Here is a 20,380-nt window from a genome sequence, read left to right on the forward strand (position 1 = left end):
GATCAGGACTTCGAGCCGGTGAACAGCAGGATGCCGCCCAGGCCGATCATCATCCCGCCGCCGGTCGCCGTCAGCCGCTCCATGCGCTGGGGGGAGCGGCCGAACCAGTCACGCGCGCCGGAGGCGATGAGCGCCCAGGTGCCGTCCGACAGCAGCGCCAGCACGAAGAACACCAGGCCGAGCTCGATCATCTGCGTCGGCACCATGCCGGCGTTCAGATCGACGAACTGCGGCAGCACGGCGACGAAGAAGGCGATGGTCTTGGGGTTCGTGATGCCGACGATGAAGCCCTGACCCAGCTGCCTCCAGTGCGACCGCGGCATCTCGGCGACGGCGGCCGCCCGCTCCTTCCGGTGGCGGATCGCCTGTATGCCGAGGTAGGCGAGGTAGAGCGCGCCCACGATCTTGAGGATCGTGAACAGGACGACGGACTCGGCGACGATGCCGCCGACGCCGAAGGCGACGGCCGCGATGATCGGCAGAAGTCCGAGCGCGTTGCCGAGCACGCTGAGCAGGCCGCCGATGCGACCGAGGGCGAGCGAGCGGCCGATCGTGAACAGGACGCTCGGGCCCGGGATCACGATGAGCACGAGTGCCGCGGCCGTGAAGGCGAGGAGGTGGTCGGTGGGCACCATCGCGCCAGGATAGTCCCGCGAGCAGCAGGCGGGTCGGGCACGCGGCCGTTCCCACGACGAGCACAGGGGCCGCCGGTAGCCTGGAGGCATGACCGAGCCCCGTCCCGTCCGCTCCACGAAGCCGCGCACGGCGGGTGCGGATGCACCGCAGGTGCGTCCGAAGACGGCGCCCGCGGCCTCAGCACCGCAGGTGCGTCCGAAGACGGAGGGCTGGGCGCAGAAGAAGGATGCCGAGGGCCGGCCGCTGCTGCAGTTCGCGAGCCCGCGCCGCGGCAAGCCGCCGGTGCACCTCGCCGACCTCACTCCCGACGAGCGCGTCGCGAAGGTGACCGAGCTCGGGATGCCGGGCTTCCGTGCCACGCAGCTCGAGAAGCACTACTTCACCCATTACACGTCGGATGCTGCGGAGATGACCGACCTCCCGGCATCCGGTCGCGAGGAGCTGGTCGCGGGACTCCTGCCGCCGCTGCTCACCGAGGTCCGCCGGCTCGAGACCGACCGCGGCGACACCATCAAGTTCCTCTGGCGCCTGCACGACGGCGCGCTCGTCGAGTCGGTGCTGATGCGCTACCCCGGCCGTATCACGCTGTGCGTGTCGTCGCAGGCCGGCTGCGGCATGAACTGCCCGTTCTGCGCCACCGGCCAGGCGGGGCTCACTCGCAACATGTCGGCCGCCGAGATCATCGAGCAGGTCGTGCGCGCGAACGCGCTCATCCGTGCAGGCGGCCTCGGCGACCCCCGCGGTCTCGGCCATGACGAGGAGCGCGTCACCAACATCGTCTTCATGGGCATGGGGGAGCCGCTCGCCAATTACGCTCGCGTCATGCAGGCGGTCCGCGCCATGACCGACAAGAAGCACGGGATGGGGATGAGCGCGCGCGGCATCACCGTCTCGACGGTCGGACTCGTGCCCGCCATCAAGAAGCTCGCGGACGAGGACATCCCGGTCACCTTCGCCCTCTCGCTGCACGCCCCCGACGACGAGCTGCGCGACGAGCTCATCCCGGTGAATTCCCGCTGGAAGGTCGACGAGGCGCTGGATGCCGCGCGCGCCTACTTCGACCGCACCGGCCGCCGGGTCTCGATCGAGTACGCGCTCATCAAGGACATGAACGACCACGCCTGGCGCGCCGACCTCCTCGCCGACAAGCTCAATGCCCGCGGCCGCGGCTGGGTGCACGTGAACCCGATCCCGCTGAACCCGACGCCCGGCTCGATCTGGACGGCCTCCGAGAAGCCCGTCCAGGACGAGTTCGTCCGCCGCCTCAACGATGCCGGCATCCCGACGACGCTGCGCGACACCCGCGGCAAGGAGATCGACGGCGCCTGCGGTCAGCTGGTCGCGACCACCGAGGACGAGGCCGCCGCCGCAGCGCTGGCTTGAGCCCGCGTCCTCAGCGCTCGCCCACGAGTTCGCCGCGGACCTCGGCGAGGCGCTCCTCCAGCACCTCCAGGAACGCGGCGACGGCGGGCTGGCGCAGCGCCTCGGCCCGGGCGACCAGCCAGTAGGGGAGCCGCTGCTCGATCCGATGAGGCAGCACCCGCACGAGGTCCTCGTGCTGGTTCGCGAGGAAGACGGGCAGCAGCCCGAAACCCGCACCGCCGCGCGTGGCGTCGACGTGGACGTACACGTTCGTGCTGGCCACGGCATCCGTCATCCGCGGCACCACGCGCCGGGCGTCGTCGAGGGAGTCGACGTGCAGCATCGACTCGATGAAGTACACGAGGGGCTTCCCGGCGAGCTCGTCGGGATCCTTCGGCGCCGGGTTCTCGCGCAGATACTCGCGGCTCGCGTAGAGGCCGAGGGCGTAGTCGGCGAGGTGGATGGCGCGCGCCCGCCGCACCTGCGGCCGACCGACGACCACCTCGAGGTCGGCGCCCGCGCGCTGCTGGGAGGCCTGGCGCGTCCCGGTGACGATCTCGAGCGTCACCTCCGGATGCCGACGGCGCAGCGCAGCCATCGCCGGCGCCGCCACGAAGCCGCTGAACCCGTCGGTCGCCGAGAGTCGGATGAGGCCTTCGAGCGGCCCGCCGTCGCGTTCGTGCAACCCGCCGAGCGCCCGCTCGACGCTCTCAGCGGCGGACAGCGCCCGCGATCCGAGGGGGGTCAGCTCCCACCCGCCGGTCGCCCCCGCCGTGTCGCGGGTGAGGATGCGGCCGCCCAGCTGCGCCTCGAGGGCCGCGATCCGTCGGGCCACGGTCGTGTGGTTCAGCCCGAGCTGACGGCCCGCGGTCGTGAACCGGCCGCTGCGGGCAACGGCGAGGAGAACCAGAAGGTCGTCCGCGCTGAGCGGCGGTGTGGGGAAATGCGCGGTCATGTGTGCAGTTTTGCACATGGTCCGACGCCACCGCCCTGCATTAGTGTGCAGACGTGGCAGCGCAGCTGGGGCCTGCACGCGGAGCCGATCTCGGGGGCCGCACCGCGCTCGTGACGGGCGGCGGAAGCGGTATCGGCGCCGCGTGCGCTGCCGCTCTGGCGGCGGCCGGCGCTCACGTGCTCGTCGTGGACCGCGACGCCGCGTCTGCCGCCCGAGTCGCCGAGGAGCTCGGCGGCGAGGCCGTCACGCTCGACCTCAGCGACGTGGACACGCTGGCCGAGCGGCCGTTCGACGCGGACATCCTCGTCAACAACGCGGGCATCCAGACGGTCGCGCCGATCGTCGAGTTCGATCCGGCCGTCTTCCGGCGGATGCTGGACCTCATGGTCGTCGCGCCCTTCCTGCTCACGCGAGCGGTGCTGCCCGGAATGTACGCGCGCGGGTGGGGGCGCATCATCAACATCAGCTCCGTCCACGGCCTGCGGGCGAGTCCCTACAAGGTCGCCTACGTCACGGCGAAGCACGCGCTGGAGGGCCTCTCCAAGGTCACGGCGCTCGAGGGCGGAGCCCACGGCGTGACGAGCAACTGCATCAATCCGGGCTACGTCCGCACGTCTCTCGTCGAGAGGCAGATCGCGGACCAGGCGCGGGTGCACGGCATCCCGGAGTCCGAGGTCGTCGAGAAGGTGATGCTCGTCGAGGCGGCGATCAAGCGGCTGCTCGAGCCCGAGGAGGTCGCCGGCCTGGCAGTCTGGCTCTGCGGCCCGTACGCGTCGGCGGTCACCGGCTCGTCGTACACGATGGACGGCGGATGGAGCGCCGCGTGACACTCTCGGTCTCGACCTTCGGCCCGCAATCCGGCACGCCCGCCGTCCTCGCCGTGCACGGGATCACGGCGAACAGCCGCTGCTGGGACACGGTCGCCGCGCATCTCCCTGAGCGCCGGGTCATCGCACCGGATCTGCGCGGGCGCGGGCGCAGCAACCGGATGCCGGGCCCCTACGGACTCCGCCGGCACGCGGCCGACCTCGCCGAGCTGCTCGATGCCGACGGGGGCGAAGCGCGGGTCGTGATCGGGCATTCGATGGGTGCTTTCGTCGTGGTCATGCTCGCCTCCGGCAGGCCCGACCTCGTCGAGCGGCTGGTGCTCGTCGACGGCGGCTTCCCGCTCGACCTGCCGCCCGGCGCGACGAGCGTGGACGACCTCGACCCCGGCGTGATGCTCGGCCCGGCGGCTGCTCGGCTCGCCATGGAGTTCACCGACCCGGAGTCCTACCTCGACTTCTGGCGCCGGCATCCATCGTTCGCACGGGACATGACTCCGGCCGTCGAGGCGTACGCGCTGTACGACCTGGAGGGCGACCCTCCGCACCTCCGGCCGTCCACCCTCGCCGCCGCCATGATTGAGGACGCCCTCGAGCTGTACGGTCCGGAGTGGTATCTCGACGCCCTGCGCGGACTCCGCATGCCGGTCGCGGTGCTGCGCGCTCCGCGCGGGCTGATGGATGCCGAGCCCCTCTACGCGCCGGGCGTGCTCGAGTCGTTCCGCGAGCTCGTGCCGCAGCTCGAGATCGTCGAGGTCGAGGACGTCAACCACTACACGATCCTGTTCGCCGACCGCGGCGCCGAACGCGTGGCCGAAGCCGCATCCCGCTGACCCGACCCCCGAAGGAGCATCATGGCCGACATCTTCGACGGCATCACCGCCCACCGCGTCGAGACCGACCGCTACACGGCGAACGTCCTCGAGCGCCCCGCATCCGCTCCATCCGCGCCCGATACGACGGTCGTCTTCGTACACGGAAACGTCTCGTCGTCGCTGTTCTACCAGCCGACGATGCTGGCGCTGCCGGAGGGCGTGCGGGCGCTCGCGATCGACCTGCGCGGATTCGGCGACAGCGAGACGAAGCCGGTGGATGCGACGCGGGGCTTGCGGGACTTCGCCGACGACGTGCGCGCGGTGCTCGACGCTCTCGACCTCGACCGGGTGCACCTCGTCGGCTGGAGCATGGGCGGCGGGGTCGTGATGCAGGTCGCACTCGACGCGCCGGAGCGCGTGCTCTCGCTGACGCTCGAGTCCCCCGTCTCGCCGTACGGCTTCGGCGGCACGCATGGCCACGACGGGCAGCGCAACGACGAAGACGCGGCAGGCACGGGCGGCGGCGGCGCGAACCCGGACTTCGTCGCGCGCCTCGAGGCCGGCGATATGAGCGCGGACGCGCAGACGTCCCCGCGCACGGTGTACCGCACCGCGTACGTCGCGAAGCCCGAGCTGCAGGAGGCGAACGAGGACCTCTGGGTGGCATCGATGCTGACGACGGCGACCGGCGTGGACAACTATCCGGGAGACGCCGCCGGCTCGGAGAACTGGCCCGGCTTCGCCGCGGGCACCCGAGGCGTGCTCAACACGATGACCCCGCAGCACCTGGACCTGTCCGTGATCGTCGACCTCGAGGTGAAGCCGCCGATCCTCTGGATCCGCGGCGAGAAGGACGCGATCGTCTCGGACGCGTCGTTCTTCGATCTCAACCAGCTCGGCCTGCTCGGCGTCATCCCCGGCTGGCCCGGGGCCGAGGTCGCTCCGCCGCAGCCGATGGTCACGCAGACGCGGGCGGTGCTCGACCGGTACGCCGCGAACGGCGGCACCTATCGCGAGGTCGCGCTGCCGGACGCCGGGCACGCGCCGCACCTCGACGAGGCGGAGGCGTTCGACCGGGAGCTCGCCGCGCACATCGGCGTCGCCTGACGGCGGCCGACATAGGCCACGTCCAGGCGACGTCCACGGGATGTCCAGGCGGGCTTCTCTAGCGTGGTGGGATGTCTTTCTCCGCGCACCGGCCCGGCCGCATGGACTCGCAGGGGCGGATCTCGTTCGAACTCGACGAGCCCGGGACCGCAGAGGACGGCGACGAGTGGGACTTCCTGCGGGAGTTCGACCCGGAGCCGTCGCAGGCGACGAACCCCGCAGTCCCGTCGCAGCCGTCGAACCCCACAGTCCCGTCGCTCCAGGCGGAGGCTGCCCCGCATCCTGACCTTCCCGCTCCGCGGCCGAAGCGCGAGAAGCGCGAGCGCACGCCGCTGCGCCCCGCCCGCACGCTCGCGATCCTCGGCGGCGCCGACGGCGCGATCCTCGACCGCGTGCCCGGTGAGACGCCCAAGTTCGTCCAGATGTTCTTCGTGCTGCTCGGCACGGCCGTGGTCTCCGCGATCTCGATGCTGTTCGCCCTCACGACGGGCGCGCAGGCGTGGCTCTGGCTCGCCATTCCGCTCGCGCTCCTCTGGGCGCTCCTGATCTTCAACCTCGATCGCTTCCTGACGTCGACGATGTCATCGACCCGCAGCATCCCGAAGCTCATCGCCCTCGCCATCCCCCGTGTCCTGATGGCCGCGCTGATCGGCTTCGTGGTCGCCGAGCCCGTCGTGCTGCAGGTCTTCCACAACGACATCGCCCGCGAGGTCGCCTCCACCAACATCGTGCAGGCGCAGTCCGATCAGAACGCGCTCGAGAAGGGCCCTGAGAAGACCGCGATGGATGCCGCAGCCAAGCGCGTCGCGGCACTCCAGCAGCAGGCCAAGACCGGCATCGTCGCGGGAACGTCGGGGAACTCCGCATCCCAGTCCGCCGCCCAGGGCACGGTCGACGACCTGACGGCGAAGCTGGCGGCCCAGCAGAAGGTCATCGACACCGCCCGCGCGCTGTACCAGTGCGAGCTCACCGGCCAGGGCGCCGGCACCGTTCCCGGCTGCACCGGCGTGAAAGGCCAGGGCGCCAGCTCGTCGGCGGCCCAGGCGCAGCTCGCGCAGGCCCAGCAGACCTACGATGCGCTGGCCGGGCAGCTGCGTGCCGCGAACTCGCAGCTCGGCGCGGCCACGACGGCCGAGAAGAGCCAGACCACGGCATCTGAGTCGACCAACCGCGCCGCGGCCAGGAGCGAGCTCCCGGCCGCGCAGAAGCAGTACGACGCGGCGCTCGCGGCCTACAACGCGCGGGCGGATGCGGTGGCCCAGGGCAACGCGGGTGCGGTCGGGCTGCTCAGCCAGATCACGGCGCTCGGCACCCTGGGCGAGAAGCAGCCGGCGATCCTGTGGGCGCACTGGCTGATCGCGGGGCTGTTCTTCATGATCGAGCTGCTGCCGGTGCTCGTGAAGGTGCTGACGAGCTACGGCGAGCCGAGCCTGTACGAGCGCACGGCGGCGATCCGCAAGAGCGTCGACCTCGACCGCGTGAGCGCGGAGGGCTTCCGCGACCGCGCGGCCATCGTCACGACCGCCGCCCAGGAGGCGGATCCGGCCTGACACCCGCGTTCCGGGTGGAGGATGTCGTCATGGAGACATGGGACGCGATGCGCTCGCGGCGCAATGTGCGGCAGTTCACGGATCAGCCGGTCGCCGATGACGCCCTCGACAGGATCCTCGACGCCGGACGGCGGGCACCGTCGGCGGGCAACTGGCAGCCGTGGGACTTCGTGCTGGTGACCGACAGGGCGCAGCTCATCGAGCTGTCGAAGGTCTGGCAGGGCGCCGGGCATGTGGCGCGAGCCGCAGCGGCGATCGCGATCGTCGCACCCGAGCCGAAAGACGACCGGCAGGCGGCTCTGCTGCAGTACGACCTCGGCCAGACCACGTACGCGATGATGATCGCCGCCGCCGACCTCGGCGTGGGCACCGGGCATGCCGCGGTCGCCGACCAGGACCAGGCGAAGGCCGTGCTGGGCTTCCCAGACGGGCGGTTCCTGGCGTGGGTGCTCGCAGTCGGATACCCGGCCGACAAGCCGCTGGCCGTCCTCCGGCGGCTCGACCGGCGGCCCTTCGACGAGGTCGTGCACCGCGGGACCTGGAACGGCGGGGCCGCCTCGGCCTGATCGGATCAGACCGTGAGCAGCACCTTGATGGCGCGACGCTCGTCCATGGCCCGGTAGCCCTCGGCGGCCTGTTCCAGCGGCAGGGTGAGGTCGAAGACGACGCCGGGGTCAATGGCGCGGTCCCAGATCAGCCGGATGAGATCGGGGAGGAACCGGCGCACCGGAGCAGGTCCGCCATGCAGGTGCACGCCTGAGAAGAAGAGCTCCTGCCCGTCGAGGGAGACGTCGTGCGAGACGCCGACGAAGCCGACGTGCCCGCCCGCGCGGGTGGCGCGGATCGCCTGCATCATCGACTCCTGTGTGCCGACCGCCTCGATCGTGGGGTGCACCCCGAGGCCGCCGGTGAGCTCCTTGATCCGCTCGACGCCGGCGTCGCCGCGTTCCTCGACGATGTCGGTCGCGCCGAAGCGGTGGGCGAGCTCCTGACGGTCGGCGTGGCGCGACATCGCGATGATCCGCGGCGCTCCGAGCTGCTTCGCGGCGAGGATGCCGAGCAAGCCCACAGCGCCGTCGCCGACCACGGCGACGGTCTTGCCCGGGCCGGCTTCGGCGGCTACGGCGGCGAACCAGCCGGTGCCGAGGACGTCCGACGCGGCGAGCAGGGACGGGATGAGGTCGGGATCCGGCTGACCCGGGGTCGCGACGAGGGTGCCATCGGCCAGCGGCACGCGCACGTACTCGGACTGGGCGCCGGTCGCGGCACCCGGCTGCCGATGCACGCAGTGCGTCTGGTACCCCGCACGGCAGATCTCGCACGTGTTGTCGGAGGCGAAGAACGACCCGACGACGAAGTCGCCGACCTTCACGTTCCGCACGTCGGCGCCGATCTCGGTGACGACTCCCGCGTACTCGTGACCCATCGGGTTGTGGTCGACGTGCTCCGCACCGCGATATGGCCAGAGGTCGGACCCGCAGATGCAGGTCGCGGCGAGCTTGATGACGGCGTCGGTGGGATCGACGATCGTCGGCATCTCGCGATCTTCGACCCGGACATCGCCGGGGGCGTGCATGATGACTCCGCGCATGGGGTTCTCCTTATCGGGTGACAGAGGTTGGGACGGCCGGCGGGCTCGAGACCGAGCGGGCACGGCGGGGGAGACGGGTGAGGAAGAAGAAGGCGGCGGCCGCGAGCGCGGTCGCGGTGACCGTCACGACGCCGAGCGGCAGGATGCTGGTGGCCCCGGCGATTCCCACGAGCGGCGCCGCGACGCCACCGAAGCCGAAGCGCACCATGCCGAGCACGGACGACGCCGTCCCGGCGATCTGCGGGTAGCCGACGAGCGCGAGCGTCGTCGCGGGGGGCGAGGTGACGGCCACGCCGCTCGCCAGTGCGAACAGGGCGGCCAGGACGACCCACAGCGGCACGGCCGAGATCCCGGCGGCGAGCAGTCCGAGCGCGCCGAGCCCGGTGACGGCGATGCCGACCGCCAGCGTTCCGCGCACCGACCACTGCTCCGCAGCGCGTCCCGAGAAGTAGCCGAAGACCATGAATCCGGCCGAGTTCGCGCCGAAGGCGAGCGCGTAGGCCTGCGGCGAGAGCCCATAGATGTCCTGCAGGACGAACGTGGCGCCCGCGAGATAGGCGAAGAGCCCCGCGTAGAGGAAGCCCTGGGTGAGGACGGCCCCACGGAACACCCGGTCGGCGAGCAGTGTGCCCAGATCGCCGAGGGTGCGGGAGAACCCTCCCGTCGTCCGGCGTTCGACGGGCAGTGTCTCGCGGAAGGCGAGGAGCGTGATGATGAGGATGCCGGCCCCGATGGCCGAGAGGAAGACGAAGAGGCCTCGCCAGTCGAACGTGCTGTTCAGCATGCCGCCGAGCAGAGGCCCGACGATGGCGGCGAAGCCGCCGACCACGGTCAGCCGGCCGTAGAAGCGGATCAGGGCCCCGCCGGAGTACAGATCTCGTCCGGCCGCCTGTGCGATCACGATGCCGACGCCTCCCGCCAAACCCTGCACGAGCCGAGCGAGGATCAGAAGCCCGACGGTCGGGCTCGCCGCGCACAGCGCCGACGTCGCGATGTAGGCGACGATCCCGATCAGCAGGATGCCGCGGCGCCCGTACCGGTCGGACAGCGGGCCGGCGATCAGCTGGCCGGCCGCGAGCCCGACGAGGCAGGCGGTCACCGTGAGCTGCGCGATCGAGGTCGCGGCGGACAGCTCGGCGGTCAGTGCGGGCAGCGCGGGGAGGTACAGGTCCATCGAGATCGGGCCGAAGACCGTCAGCAGCAGGAGGAGCGGTGGCAGCAGGCGCCCGGTGGTCGCGAGGCTCGTCGGCGGGGTCATGCATCCAGCGTCGCGCGATGCCCGTGTGCGGGGGAGTTCCTGATGAGACGTGTACCGACAGGGCACCCCTCGCCTTCGAGGATCGGCCTAGCCTGCTGTGCATGGACAATCGAGCCGAGGTGCGTGAGTTCCTCATGACCCGCCGGGCCCGGGTGACGCCCGAGGCGGCCGGACTCATCGGCGGCCCGAACCGGCGCGTCTCGGGGCTCCGCCGCAGCGAGGTCGCGGCGATCGCCGGCGTGAGCGTCGAGTACTACGCGAAGCTCGAGCGCGGCGCGATCGCCGGCGCATCCGCATCCGTCCTCGATTCCGTCTCGCGAGCCCTGCAGCTGGACGACACCGAGCGCGCTCACCTGCTGGACCTCGCCCGTGCCGCGGACGGCATCCCGACGAGCGGCCGCCCGCGCCGTCGCGCGTCCAAGCCCGGCGCCGCACGCCCCAGCCTGCAGTGGGCACTGTCGGCGATCACCGACGCGGTCGCATTCGTGCGAGACCCCCGGCAGAACCTGCTCGCCACGAACGAGCTCGGCCGTGCCTTCTACGCGCCGGTGATCGGCGACGGCGGCCGCACGCCGAACCTGGCGCGGTTCCAGTTCCTCGATCGCGCGTCGCGCGATTTCTACCCGGACTGGGATGTGTTCGCCGGGATGTGCGTCGCCATCATGCGGGCGGAGGCCGGACGCGATCCGCACGACAAGGAGCTGCAGGATCTCGTGGGCGAGCTCTCCACACGCAGCGATCTCTTCCGCACCCTGTGGGCCGCGCACGACGTGCGCACGCACGGGGCGGGAACCAAGCGGTTCGAGCACCCCGTCGTGGGGGAGCTGACCCTCGCCTACGAGGAGCTCGCGATCACGGCCGAGCCCGGCAACGTGCTGATGCTGTACACCGCGGAGCCGGGGTCGCCCTCCGACGAGCGCCTGCGGCTGCTCGCATCCTGGGCTGCGACGAGGTCCCGCGAGGTGCAGGAGGCACCCGCTGCGTCTGTCGCAGACGGCACGGAGACGGCGTGAGGTCCGACGGCGCGCGCGGGCGCATTAGCGTTGAGACATGAAGTATCGCTACCTCGGAAACAGTGGCCTGAAGGTCTCGGAGATCACCTACGGAAACTGGGTCACGCACGCGTCCCAGGTCGACGACAGCGCGGCGATCGCCACCGTCCACGCGGCCCTCGACGCCGGCATCACGACGTTCGACACCGCCGACGCGTACGCCAACACGGCCGCCGAGGTTGTGCTCGGCAAGGCGCTCGCCGGTCAGCGCCGCGAGTCGCTCGAGATCCTGACGAAGGTGTACTGGCCCATCGGCCCGAAGGGCGCGAACGACGTCGGCCTGAGCCGCAAGCACATCTTCGAGGGCATCGACGGATCGCTGAAGCGCCTCGGCGTCGACTATGTCGACCTGTACCAGGCGCACCGCTTCGACTACGAGACGCCGCTCGAGGAGACGTTCCTCGCCTTCGCCGACATCGTCCGGCAGGGCAAGGCCCTCTACATCGGCGTCTCGGAGTGGACCGCCGACCAGCTGGTCGCCGGCGCCGAGCTGGCGCGCGAGCTGAAGGTGCCGTTCATCTCGAACCAGCCGCAGTACTCCATGCTGTGGCGGGTCATCGAGGAGAAGGTCGTCCCCACGAGCGAGGAGCTGGGCCTCTCGCAGATCGTGTGGTCGCCGATGGCGCAGGGCGTGCTGTCGGGCAAGTACCTGCCGGGCCAGCCCCTGCCCGAGGGGTCGCGCGCGACCGACGAGAAGAGCGGCGCGGCGTTCATCCAGCGCTTCCTGACCGACGAGGTCCTCACCGCCGTGCAGCGTCTGCAGCCGATCGCCGAGGATCTGGGCCTCACGATGCCGCAGCTCGCCGTCGCGTGGGTGCTGCAGAACCCGAACGTCGCGGCCGCCCTGGTCGGCGCCTCGCGCCCGGAGCAGATCGCCTCGAACGTCGCGGCCTCCGGAGTCGTCCTCGAGGACGACGTCATGTCGGCGATCGACGAGGCGCTCGGCGACGTCGTCGTGCGCGACCCGAAGCTGACCGACGAGGTCTCTCCGAAGTCCCGTCCCTGATCGCATGATCACGAGCGCGGGAATCCTCCTGTACCGGCGCGCGCCGGCGCTGGAGGTGTTCATCGCGCACATGGGCGGGCCGTTCTGGGCCCGCAAGGACGCCGGAGCGTGGTCGATCCCCAAGGGCGAGTACGACCCGGCGACCGAAGACGCGTGGGATGCGGCGACCCGCGAGTTCCGAGAGGAGCTCGGGGTCGCCCCTCCCGACGCGCACGTGCTGGACCTCGGCGCCTTCACGGTCACGTCGGGCAAGCGCCTCACAGTGTACGCATTGGACGGCTCGGACTGGGGTCCCGGACCGTTCGAGTTCGGCGAGTTCGAGCTCGAATGGCCGCCCCGCTCGGGCAGGGTGCAGCGTTTTCCCGAGGTCGACCGCGCGGAGTGGTCGACGATGGATGCTGCGCGCCTGCGCCTCGTCAAGGGGCAGGCGCCGATCCTCGACGTCCTGCAGCGCGTCGTCTGATTCAGGCGACCGACCGGTCGGCGGGCTCTCCCGCGACGGCCTCGGCTACGCCCCCGCCGCCTGAGCGTCGGCCTGACGCTGCTCCTCCCACTCGGAGACGAGCTCCGGGATCCGTCGGGACATGAACCGGAGGAACGCCGCCATGTCGGATGCGCGGGCGGCGATGGCGGCATCGTCCGCCACGGCTGAGCCGATCCGCTCGATGTAGTCCGCCATCCGCTCGTACACGGGTGTGTTGCTCATGAGCACCGTGTGCCAGGTGTCCGCCGCGAGGTCGTAGCGGTCTCGCCGGTCGCCCGGCACCGACCGGCGCAGGATGAAGTGGGTGTTGAGCAGATACCGCACGGCTCCCGAAACCGCCCCGGCGCTGATGCCGAGCCGGTCGGACAGCTCGGCGGCCGTGTAGCCGCCCTCCGGCGCGGCGATCAGCGCCATCATGACGCGAGCGGGCATGCGTGGCATGCCCGCCGCGGTCATGACGGTCGCGGCCTGCTCGGCCGGCTCTATGCCGCGGTGCTCCATGCTGTCCCCCGGCTCCACGCTATCCGTCGCTCGCCAGTTCGCGGCGGCGCATGAGGACCAGGGACACGCCGGCCCCCGCCGCGACGATCAGGATGAGCCACCACAACCCCTGGATGTCGACGTCGCCGTGGGACACGATCGGCGAGACCGCGAAGGGCGAGAACTTCGTCGTCCACTCGGGGAGCCCGAACAGCGGCCCGAACAGCCCGAACACGGTGGCCACGAACACGAGTCCCCATCCGACGGCGATCGTCGCCCGGGGGATGAGCACGAACGCGAGGCCGGCGAGCACCGCGAACACGCAAGCGGCGAGGCCCTGTCCGAGTCCGACGACCGCCACGACCTCGAACAGGTCGGATGACGGGCGGCCGGCGAGCCCGAGCCAGCCGGTCAGGATCGCCGCGCCGACGATGATCAGGATCGCGAACAGGGCCACGAGCAGGTAGTCCGCGAGCCATCGCACGCGGTCGACCGGGCGGGCGAGCACATTCTCCGCGGTGCCGTGCGCCTCCTCCTGGCGCGCACGGACCACCGTCTGCACCCCAGCACACGCGGCGAGGATGCCGAGCATCGTGAAGAAGACCGTCACCACGGTCTCATCGAGAGAGCCCGCCTTGGCGATCTTCTCGAGGATCTGCTCGACGGCGGGGTTCTGCCCGGAGATCTGGCCGGCCAGCCCGCTGAGCGTCGTGGCCAGGATGCCTGTCAGGGCGCCGCCGATCGCCCAGCCGATGATCGATCCCGACGTCAGGCGCCACACGAGGGCGTGCGGGGTGCCGAGAGCGGGACGCGCGTGGGCGCGGCCGCGACGCTCGGGGATGAAGCCCGCGCCCATATCCCGCACCGACTGCAGAGCTGTCGCGGCGATGGCGAGCACGAGACCGACGGCGAGGCCCAGCGCAGCCGGCCCGAAGTCGTTGGTGTCGTACGGGCGCGCCTGCTCCGCCCAGCCGAAGGGGGAGAGCCACACGAGCCACGAGCTGGTGATGCGGGTCAGGTCGTTGCTCGGGGTGCCGGCCGCGTTGCCGATGCCGTTGATGAGGAACGTGCCGACGAGGATCCACACCGTCAGGGAGTTCGCGCCACGCGACGTGCGCATGAGCTGCGAGGCCATGAGCCCGATGCCGAGGAAGGCGATGCCGGTCGTGCCTGTGACGACGCCCATGACGACCGAGCCCTGCGGATCGACCTTCGCGGCGATGAGCGCCAGGGTGACGAGGATCGCGAGCACGACGTTCGCGGCGACGCCGTGGACGATCGTGGCCACCGTCGGCCGCGTGCGGCCGACAGGAGTGGCCGCAACGAGCTCGGAGCGTCCCGCTTCCTCGTCGCCGCGCGTGTGGCGCACTGCGAGGAACGTGCTCATGAGCCCCGCGAGCATCGTCAGCCAGGGCAGGATCTCGAACGCCAGGAACTGCCCCTCGGATGCGCCGGACGGCAGGCCGCGGAACATCATGATCACCGGGTTCGCCATGACGGCTGCCAGGACCTCGACCCGGTCGGAGTGCGTGCCGTAGGACTGCGTCACCCCGGCGTAGCCGGAGAAGGCCAGGAGGACCACGGCGAGGATCCACAGCAGCAGCTGCAGCCAATCCCGCCGCAGCCGCTGCCGGAGGAGGGTGCCCATCACGACTCCTGCGCGGCGGCGCGACGCGAGGAGCGCGTGCCGTTCTCGTCCTCGGCGTGACGGAGCGCGTCGAGGTCGTCGCCGTAGTGCCGGAGGAAGAGCTCCTCGAGCGAGGGCGGCTCGATGCGCAGGCCGGCGACGTTGTGCTGGGCGAGCAGCGGGAGGACGGCGGTGACCTCGTCGCTGTCGACGGTGAACCGCGCGCGGCCCTCGGCGACGGTGCCGTCGTGCGCCTGGGGGATGCCGGCGAGAGCCGAGGCATCCATCGCTTCGAACGACACCTGCGTGCGTGTCAGGTGACGCAGATCGGCGAGGGTCCCCGTCTCGACGACCCTGCCTGCCCGGATGATGCTGACCCGGTCGCACAGGAGCTCGACCTCGGAGAGGATGTGGCTCGACAGCAGGACCGTCGCACCGGCGCTGCGCAGCAGCTCGACCTCGTCGCGGAACGCGACCTCCATCAGCGGGTCGAGGCCGCTCGTAGGTTCGTCGAGGATGTACAGATCCGCCGGCACGGCCAGCGCGGCGATGAGCGCGACCTTCTGACGGTTGCCCTTCGAGTACGCACGGCCCTTCTTGCGGGGGTCGAACTGGAAGACGTGCATGAGCCGGTCGCGCTCGGACCGGTACGTGGCATCCTTCGTCTTCGCCCCGCGCAGCCGCGCGAGGAAGTCGATCGCCTCGCCGCCGGAGAGATTCGGCCACACGCTCACATCCCCGGGGACGTAGGCGATGCGCTCGTGCAGGGTCGCGGCGTTGTGCCACGGCTCCTCGCCCAGGACGCTCACGTCGCCCCCCGTCTTGCGTGCAAGTCCCAGGAGGATGCGGATGGTGGTCGTCTTCCCCGCCCCGTTGGGACCGAGGAAGCCGTGGACCTGCCCTTCGTCGACCGAGAGGTCGAGGCCGTCGAGGGCGTGCACGGCGCCGTAGTGCTTCGTGAGTCCGCTCGTGCGGATGACTGTGGTCATGACGCCGAGTGTACGCCGATTTCAGGAATTCGTGAAAGTTCTAAACGAAATCCCTACGGCGTGTTCTCGGCGCGCGTCTCGATCTCCCGGGCCGCCCGGATCCGATGGAGGCTGTTCTGATAGCGCTCCTGATGGATGCGGGCGTGCATCCACTCGTCGACGTGCCGCACACCCGGGGAGGTGCGCAGGCGGCCCAGCAGGTCGGTGAACTCGGCGAGGGAGCGGAACGTGATGGTAGCGACCATGTCGTAGCGCCCGACGCCGGAGGCGAGGAATTCGAGCGCCGGCTCGGCCAGCAGCACCTCGAGGGCGTGGGGGTCGTCGCCGTTCAGCACGATGCCGAAGCCGAAGGCGAGGCCCTCGGCATCCGCCTCCTCGCGCTGCAGGATGGCGCCGATCTGCATGGCGCCGGACTCGATGAGCCGGGCGACGCGGATGCGGCACCCGCTGATCGAGAGCCCGACCTGCGTGCTCATCTCGGCGTAGCCGAGCCTGCCGTCGACCTGCAGCAGTTCCATGATCTGCAGGTCGGCCTCGTCGAGCGAATGCGGGATCAGCCGCGGCTCCGCGCCGAGGAAGAAGCTGCGCAGCATCCTCTCGTAGAGCATGACCGAGACCTCCGTGACGCCCGGCATCGCACGGACCGCGCGCAGCGCGCTCTGCAACTCGGTGAGAGTGGTCAGATGCAGCTCGACGACGATCTGCATCGCACCGGTGATCTCCGAGATGAAGACGGTCGAGTCGATCTGGGCGATCCGCTTCGCGAGTGCGCCGACGTCACCCTCGGCGCGCACCATCAGGTGGGCGAGGACATCCAGTCCGAGCAGGCGCGGATGCACCGCTGCCACGATCCGCAGCGATCCGTCCTCGAGCAGCGGCCCGATGCGGCGCGTCACGTTGGCGCGTGTCGTGCCGAGGCGGCGAGCGAGATCGCTGAAGGAGGCGCGGCCGTCTCGACGCAGCAGAGCGATGGCGCGTTCGGTGAGCTCGTCCACGGTCCAAACGTATCGCACGGGTGCCATCTGTGGTAGCAACTTTGCTCCAATCAGCATCGATGAGGATGCGATGGCTCACGCTAGCAGGCTTTAGACAGAAGAAATCGCACAAAAGATACCCTAGAAATGCTAAATTGCATTGACATGTGAGCCCACGGCGGGCAGGATCGATCTCACCCGCCCCCGCTTACCTCTTCAAGGGAGAAGAACCATGAACCAGCGTGTCCTCGGCCTCGCAGCGGTCGCCGCTGCTGCCCTGCTCCTCAGCGCCTGCTCCAGCGGAGCGTCCGACAGCGGCGCCTCCCACCCGACCGCCGCGGCGGCCAAGACTCCGGCCGGCCTCATGCAGGCAGGCACCCTCTCGGTCTGCATCGACCCGGAGTACGCCCCGCTCGAGTCCTACAAGAACGGCTCCAGCGGCGATGTCGTCGGGTTCGACGCCGACGGCGCCCGCGCGCTCGCGACCTACTGGGGAGTGACGCCGAAGTTCAACGTCACCTCGTTCGACGGCCTCATGCCCGCCTTGAACGCCAGCCGCTGCGACATCGTGTGGAGCGGCCTCTACCAGAGCGAGGCGCGCAAGGCCATCGCCGACTCATCCGCCTACATGCAGGCGGGCCCGACCGTCGTCGCAGCACCCGCGCTCGCTGCCAAGCTCAAGACGAAGGACGACCTGTGCGGTCTGCGCGTGGTCACGCAGTCGGCATCCGCGAACTCGGACGATGTGGCCGCGCTCTCGAAGGCCTGCGAGGCCGGCGGCAAGAAGCCCATCACCCAGAGCAACTACCCCCAGACGGCGCAGACCGTGCTCGCGCTGATCAACGGCAAGGCCGACGCGCTCGTCGAGACGAACGTGGGAGCGGCGTACATCGTGTCGCAGAACGAGGGCAAGCTCGCCGTCGCCAAGAACGTCTTCCCCTCCGAGACGACCTTCGGCGTCTTCACGCGTAAGGGCGACAAGCTCAGCGAACCGGTCGCCACGGCGCTCAAGGCTCTGTACACCGACGGCACGTTCGCGAAGATCGCCGCGCAGTACAAGCTCGACCCCACGTCGCTCGACGTCTCCCAGTGACGGTCGTTCGACTCGATAACGGAGGTTGAGACATGGGTTTCGATCTGCAGATCTTCTTAGGGCAGCTGCTCAATCCGCAGTACCTCTGGGGAGCGCTCCTGTCCATCGGCGTCGCTGTGGTCGCCCTGGTCATCGCCACGGTCCTCGGGTTCTTCCTGGCCCTCGGGCGGACGTCGCCGAACCGGTGGGGCAGCGCCGCGTCGGGCACGTACATCTGGCTGTTCCGGGCGATCCCGGCGCTCCTCGTGCTGCTCATCATGTGGAACGCCCTCCCGCAGCTGCTGCCGATCTTCAAGGCCGACTGGTACACGCCGTTCATCGCGGCATCCGTCGGACTGGGTCTGGTCGAAGCCGCGTTCATGGCGGAGATCATCCGATCCGCGCTCAACAGCGTGGACGAGGGGCAGGGACTCGCGGGACGCGCCCTCGGGATGACGCCGTCATCGGTGATGCGCACGGTGATCCTTCCGCAGGCGATCCGCACCGCGCTGCCCCCGACCGGCAACGAGTTCATCGGGCTCGTGAAGTACTCGTCGCTCGCATCCGTCATCTCGCTGCAGGAGCTGCTGACCACGGCCCAGGTGGGCGTGAACACGACCTTCCGCTACGCGGAGTACTACGCGGTCGCGATCATCTACTACCTCGTCATCGTCAGCATCATCACGCTCGTCCAGGGGCGCATCGAGAAGCGGTTCGCCTGGAGTTCGCGCGGCGCCAAGAAGCAGCTGTTCACGACGACGACCGACACGCAGCTCATCGCGGTGGGCAAGGCTCGCGGCACACGAAAGGGCGTGAACGCATGACCGCCATCACAGACGCGGCCATCCCGACCCTCCAGGTCAGGGGACTGCACAAGAGGTACGAAGGCCTCGAGGTGCTCAAGGGCGTCGAGTTCCAGATCCGCCGCGGCGAGGTGAAGGCGGTGCTGGGCCCGAGCGGCTCCGGCAAGTCGACGATGCTCCGCCTGATGGCTCTGCTCGAGCCGGCCGACCAGGGCGAGGTGCTGCTCAACGGCACCCGCATCGGGGCCACCGGCACGGCCGACAAGCCGCATCACCACCACGAGCGCAGGCTGGCGATCGAACGGCGCCAGATCGGGATGGTGTTCCAGCGGTTCAACCTGTTCCCCCACATGAACGCCCTGGACAATGTCGCCCTCGCGCTCGTCAACGTCCAGAAGGTCGACAAGGGACAGGCGCGGGAGCGGGCCTACGCCATGCTCGAGCGCGTCGGGCTGGGGGATCGTGACGGCCACTTCCCGTCCGAGCTGTCCGGCGGTCAGCAGCAGCGTGTGGCCATCGCCCGTGCGCTGGTGCTCAACCCGCAGGTCATGCTGTTCGACGAGCCGACCTCTGCGCTCGACCCCGAGCTCGTGGGCGAGGTGCTCGATGTGATGGAGCAGCTGGCCGCGGACGGCATGACGATGATCGTCGTCACGCATGAGGTGCGCTTCGCCCGCCGCGCCGCCGACGAGGTGTCGCTGTTCGACTCGGGCGTCCTGGTCGAACAGGCCGCCCCGGACGAGTTCTTCGACAACCCGCAGCACGACCGCACGAAGAAGTTCCTCAGCCATGTCCACTGAACGACCCCTCGCCCTCTATCTCGACACCGACGACATCGACCCGGCCCCGGGCGTCGAGCTGCTCGAGGCCGCGGGATTCCGTGTGGAACGTGTCGAGAGCCACGACCCGGACGAGTTCGTGGCCGCCGCCGCCGAGGCGGAGGCCCTTCTCATCGGATACGACCCGATCACCGCCGACATGATCGAGCGGATGCCGCGCCTGCGGATCATCGCGATGCTCTCGATGGGGGTCGACGGGGTCGACGTGCAGGCGGCGACGGATGCGGGCGTCTGGGTGTCGAACGTCCTGGGCGCCGCCACCGATGAAGTGGCCGCGCATGCGCTGGGCCTGGTGCTCGCGGCTCGCTCGATCGATCGGGCCGCGCGCGCGACGCGGTCGGGCGCCTGGCGCGTGGAGGATGCCCCGCGGGCGACCACGGAGTGCACCGTGGGCGTCCTGGGCCTCGGAAGGATCGGGCGTCGGTTCGCCGAGTTCGCCGGCCCTCTGTTCGGCGAGGTGATCGGCACCGATCCGATGCTTCCGGACGACGCCGACACCCGCGACATGCTCCGTCGCGCCGGCATCCGCCGGGTGGACCTCGACGAGCTGATCGCGGCATCCGATGTCCTGTCCCTGCACGTCCCGCTCACGGCCCAGACGGCCGGACTCGTCGACGCGGACTTCCTTGCGGCGATGCCCGAGGGTGCGGTTCTCGTGAACGTCAGCCGCGGCGGCCTGATCGATGAGGATGCGCTGCGGGCGGCCCTCGACTCGGGGCACATCGCCGGCGCGGGTCTCGACGTGCTGGCGACCGAGCCCGCCGCGCCGGACCACCCATTCCGCACGCACTCCCGTGTCGTGCTGACCCCGCACGTCGCCTATCTCTCCACACGCACCGGACGCGAATACGCCACGCGACAGGCGCAGAACGTCATCTCCCTGTTCGCCGGCGATGCTCCGGACACCCCGGTGAACCGTCCGGCCCCGCCGGCCGGCATCCACTGATCGAAGGTCC

The 20,380-nt window shown here is 70.3% G+C and carries 21 protein-coding genes; 13 read left to right on the forward strand and 8 right to left on the reverse strand.

Annotated features, from left to right (window positions below):
• Window positions 1-2: 2 nt before the first annotated feature.
• On the reverse strand, window positions 3-635 hold the full coding sequence (locus AC0NZN_RS07915; protein ID WP_474591742.1) for a LysE family translocator: 633 nt from the start codon (window positions 633-635) through the stop codon (window positions 3-5).
• An 88-nt stretch (window positions 636-723) separates the two neighbouring features.
• On the opposite strand from AC0NZN_RS07915, the gene rlmN reads away from it, so the two are divergent.
• Window positions 724-2,019: a dual-specificity RNA methyltransferase RlmN gene (gene rlmN / locus AC0NZN_RS07920; protein ID WP_474591743.1), complete on the forward strand. Its 1,296-nt coding sequence runs from the start codon at window positions 724-726 to the stop codon at window positions 2,017-2,019.
• Window positions 2,020-2,029: 10 nt separating this feature from the next.
• On the opposite strand, the gene AC0NZN_RS07925 is transcribed toward rlmN, so the two are convergent.
• Complete coding sequence (locus AC0NZN_RS07925) at window positions 2,030-2,953, reverse strand: LysR family transcriptional regulator (protein WP_474591744.1); 924 nt, start codon at window positions 2,951-2,953, stop codon at window positions 2,030-2,032.
• 53 nt (window positions 2,954-3,006) lie between these two features.
• Here AC0NZN_RS07925 and AC0NZN_RS07930 point away from each other — a divergent pair, with 53 nt between their 5' ends.
• The 5 genes from AC0NZN_RS07930 (at window position 3,007) to AC0NZN_RS07950 (ending at window position 7,815) form a co-directional block, all read left to right on the forward strand.
• Window positions 3,007-3,780 (forward strand): 3-hydroxybutyrate dehydrogenase, encoded by a 774-nt coding sequence (locus AC0NZN_RS07930; RefSeq protein ID WP_474591745.1) that lies wholly within the window; start codon window positions 3,007-3,009, stop codon window positions 3,778-3,780.
• Window positions 3,777-4,610, forward strand: coding sequence for an alpha/beta fold hydrolase (locus AC0NZN_RS07935; RefSeq protein WP_474591746.1), 834 nt, complete (start codon window positions 3,777-3,779; stop codon window positions 4,608-4,610). Before AC0NZN_RS07930 ends, AC0NZN_RS07935 begins: the two co-directional genes overlap by 4 nt.
• Before the next feature lie 21 nt (window positions 4,611-4,631).
• Complete coding sequence (locus tag AC0NZN_RS07940; RefSeq protein ID WP_474591747.1) at window positions 4,632-5,699, forward strand: alpha/beta fold hydrolase; 1,068 nt, start codon at window positions 4,632-4,634, stop codon at window positions 5,697-5,699.
• 71 nt (window positions 5,700-5,770) lie between these two features.
• Complete coding sequence (locus tag AC0NZN_RS07945) at window positions 5,771-7,249, forward strand: DUF4407 domain-containing protein (RefSeq protein ID WP_474591748.1); 1,479 nt, start codon at window positions 5,771-5,773, stop codon at window positions 7,247-7,249.
• A 29-nt stretch (window positions 7,250-7,278) separates the two neighbouring features.
• The gene (locus tag AC0NZN_RS07950) at window positions 7,279-7,815 is read left to right on the forward strand and encodes a nitroreductase family protein (RefSeq protein ID WP_474591749.1); all 537 of its coding nucleotides are present in this window, start codon (window positions 7,279-7,281) and stop codon (window positions 7,813-7,815) included.
• A 5-nt stretch (window positions 7,816-7,820) separates the two neighbouring features.
• On the opposite strand, the gene AC0NZN_RS07955 is transcribed toward AC0NZN_RS07950, so the two are convergent.
• A complete protein-coding gene (locus AC0NZN_RS07955; RefSeq protein WP_474591750.1) occupies window positions 7,821-8,840 on the reverse strand; it encodes a zinc-dependent alcohol dehydrogenase family protein in 1,020 nt (339 codons plus the stop codon).
• A 10-nt stretch (window positions 8,841-8,850) separates the two neighbouring features.
• Window positions 8,851-10,098 carry a multidrug effflux MFS transporter gene (locus AC0NZN_RS07960; RefSeq protein WP_474591751.1) on the reverse strand — a complete coding sequence of 416 codons (1,248 nt, stop codon included), beginning with the start codon at window positions 10,096-10,098 and terminating at the stop codon, window positions 8,851-8,853.
• A gap of 101 nt (window positions 10,099-10,199) precedes the next feature.
• Here AC0NZN_RS07960 and AC0NZN_RS07965 point away from each other — a divergent pair, with 101 nt between their 5' ends.
• From AC0NZN_RS07965 to AC0NZN_RS07975, 3 genes are read left to right on the forward strand one after another with little or no spacing between them, the layout of a single operon-like run.
• Complete coding sequence (locus AC0NZN_RS07965) at window positions 10,200-11,111, forward strand: helix-turn-helix domain-containing protein (RefSeq protein ID WP_474591752.1); 912 nt, start codon at window positions 10,200-10,202, stop codon at window positions 11,109-11,111.
• A 37-nt stretch (window positions 11,112-11,148) separates the two neighbouring features.
• A complete protein-coding gene (locus tag AC0NZN_RS07970; RefSeq protein ID WP_474591753.1) occupies window positions 11,149-12,156 on the forward strand; it encodes an aldo/keto reductase family protein in 1,008 nt (335 codons plus the stop codon).
• Window positions 12,157-12,160: 4 nt separating this feature from the next.
• Window positions 12,161-12,619, forward strand: coding sequence for an NUDIX hydrolase (locus AC0NZN_RS07975; protein WP_474591754.1), 459 nt, complete (start codon window positions 12,161-12,163; stop codon window positions 12,617-12,619).
• Between the two features lie 45 nt (window positions 12,620-12,664).
• On the opposite strand, the gene AC0NZN_RS07980 is transcribed toward AC0NZN_RS07975, so the two are convergent.
• The 4 genes from AC0NZN_RS07980 to AC0NZN_RS07995 are packed head-to-tail and all read right to left on the reverse strand — an operon-like array spanning window position 12,665 to window position 16,731.
• On the reverse strand, window positions 12,665-13,141 hold the full coding sequence (locus AC0NZN_RS07980) for a GbsR/MarR family transcriptional regulator (protein ID WP_474591755.1): 477 nt from the start codon (window positions 13,139-13,141) through the stop codon (window positions 12,665-12,667).
• A 19-nt stretch (window positions 13,142-13,160) separates the two neighbouring features.
• On the reverse strand, window positions 13,161-14,768 hold the full coding sequence (locus AC0NZN_RS07985; protein ID WP_474591756.1) for an ABC transporter permease: 1,608 nt from the start codon (window positions 14,766-14,768) through the stop codon (window positions 13,161-13,163).
• On the reverse strand, window positions 14,768-15,736 hold the full coding sequence (locus tag AC0NZN_RS07990; protein WP_474591757.1) for an ABC transporter ATP-binding protein: 969 nt from the start codon (window positions 15,734-15,736) through the stop codon (window positions 14,768-14,770). The genes AC0NZN_RS07985 and AC0NZN_RS07990 overlap by 1 nt, the downstream gene beginning before the upstream one ends.
• 53 nt (window positions 15,737-15,789) lie before the next feature.
• Window positions 15,790-16,731 carry an Lrp/AsnC family transcriptional regulator gene (locus tag AC0NZN_RS07995; protein WP_474591758.1) on the reverse strand — a complete coding sequence of 314 codons (942 nt, stop codon included), beginning with the start codon at window positions 16,729-16,731 and terminating at the stop codon, window positions 15,790-15,792.
• A 211-nt stretch (window positions 16,732-16,942) separates the two neighbouring features.
• Here AC0NZN_RS07995 and AC0NZN_RS08000 point away from each other — a divergent pair, with 211 nt between their 5' ends.
• The 4 genes from AC0NZN_RS08000 to AC0NZN_RS08015 are packed head-to-tail and all read left to right on the forward strand — an operon-like array spanning window position 16,943 to window position 20,370.
• Window positions 16,943-17,803, forward strand: coding sequence for a transporter substrate-binding domain-containing protein (locus tag AC0NZN_RS08000; protein ID WP_474591759.1), 861 nt, complete (start codon window positions 16,943-16,945; stop codon window positions 17,801-17,803).
• A 32-nt stretch (window positions 17,804-17,835) separates the two neighbouring features.
• Complete coding sequence (locus AC0NZN_RS08005) at window positions 17,836-18,606, forward strand: amino acid ABC transporter permease (RefSeq protein WP_474591760.1); 771 nt, start codon at window positions 17,836-17,838, stop codon at window positions 18,604-18,606.
• Window positions 18,603-19,385, forward strand: a complete 783-nt coding sequence (locus tag AC0NZN_RS08010) for an amino acid ABC transporter ATP-binding protein (RefSeq protein ID WP_474591761.1) — start codon at window positions 18,603-18,605, stop codon at window positions 19,383-19,385. The genes AC0NZN_RS08005 and AC0NZN_RS08010 overlap by 4 nt, the downstream gene beginning before the upstream one ends.
• Window positions 19,375-20,370 carry a C-terminal binding protein gene (locus AC0NZN_RS08015; protein ID WP_474591762.1) on the forward strand — a complete coding sequence of 332 codons (996 nt, stop codon included), beginning with the start codon at window positions 19,375-19,377 and terminating at the stop codon, window positions 20,368-20,370. The genes AC0NZN_RS08010 and AC0NZN_RS08015 overlap by 11 nt, the downstream gene beginning before the upstream one ends.
• Window positions 20,371-20,380 lie beyond the last annotated feature (10 nt).

The sequence above is a fragment of the Microbacterium sp. sgz311019 genome, from assembly GCF_056135325.1.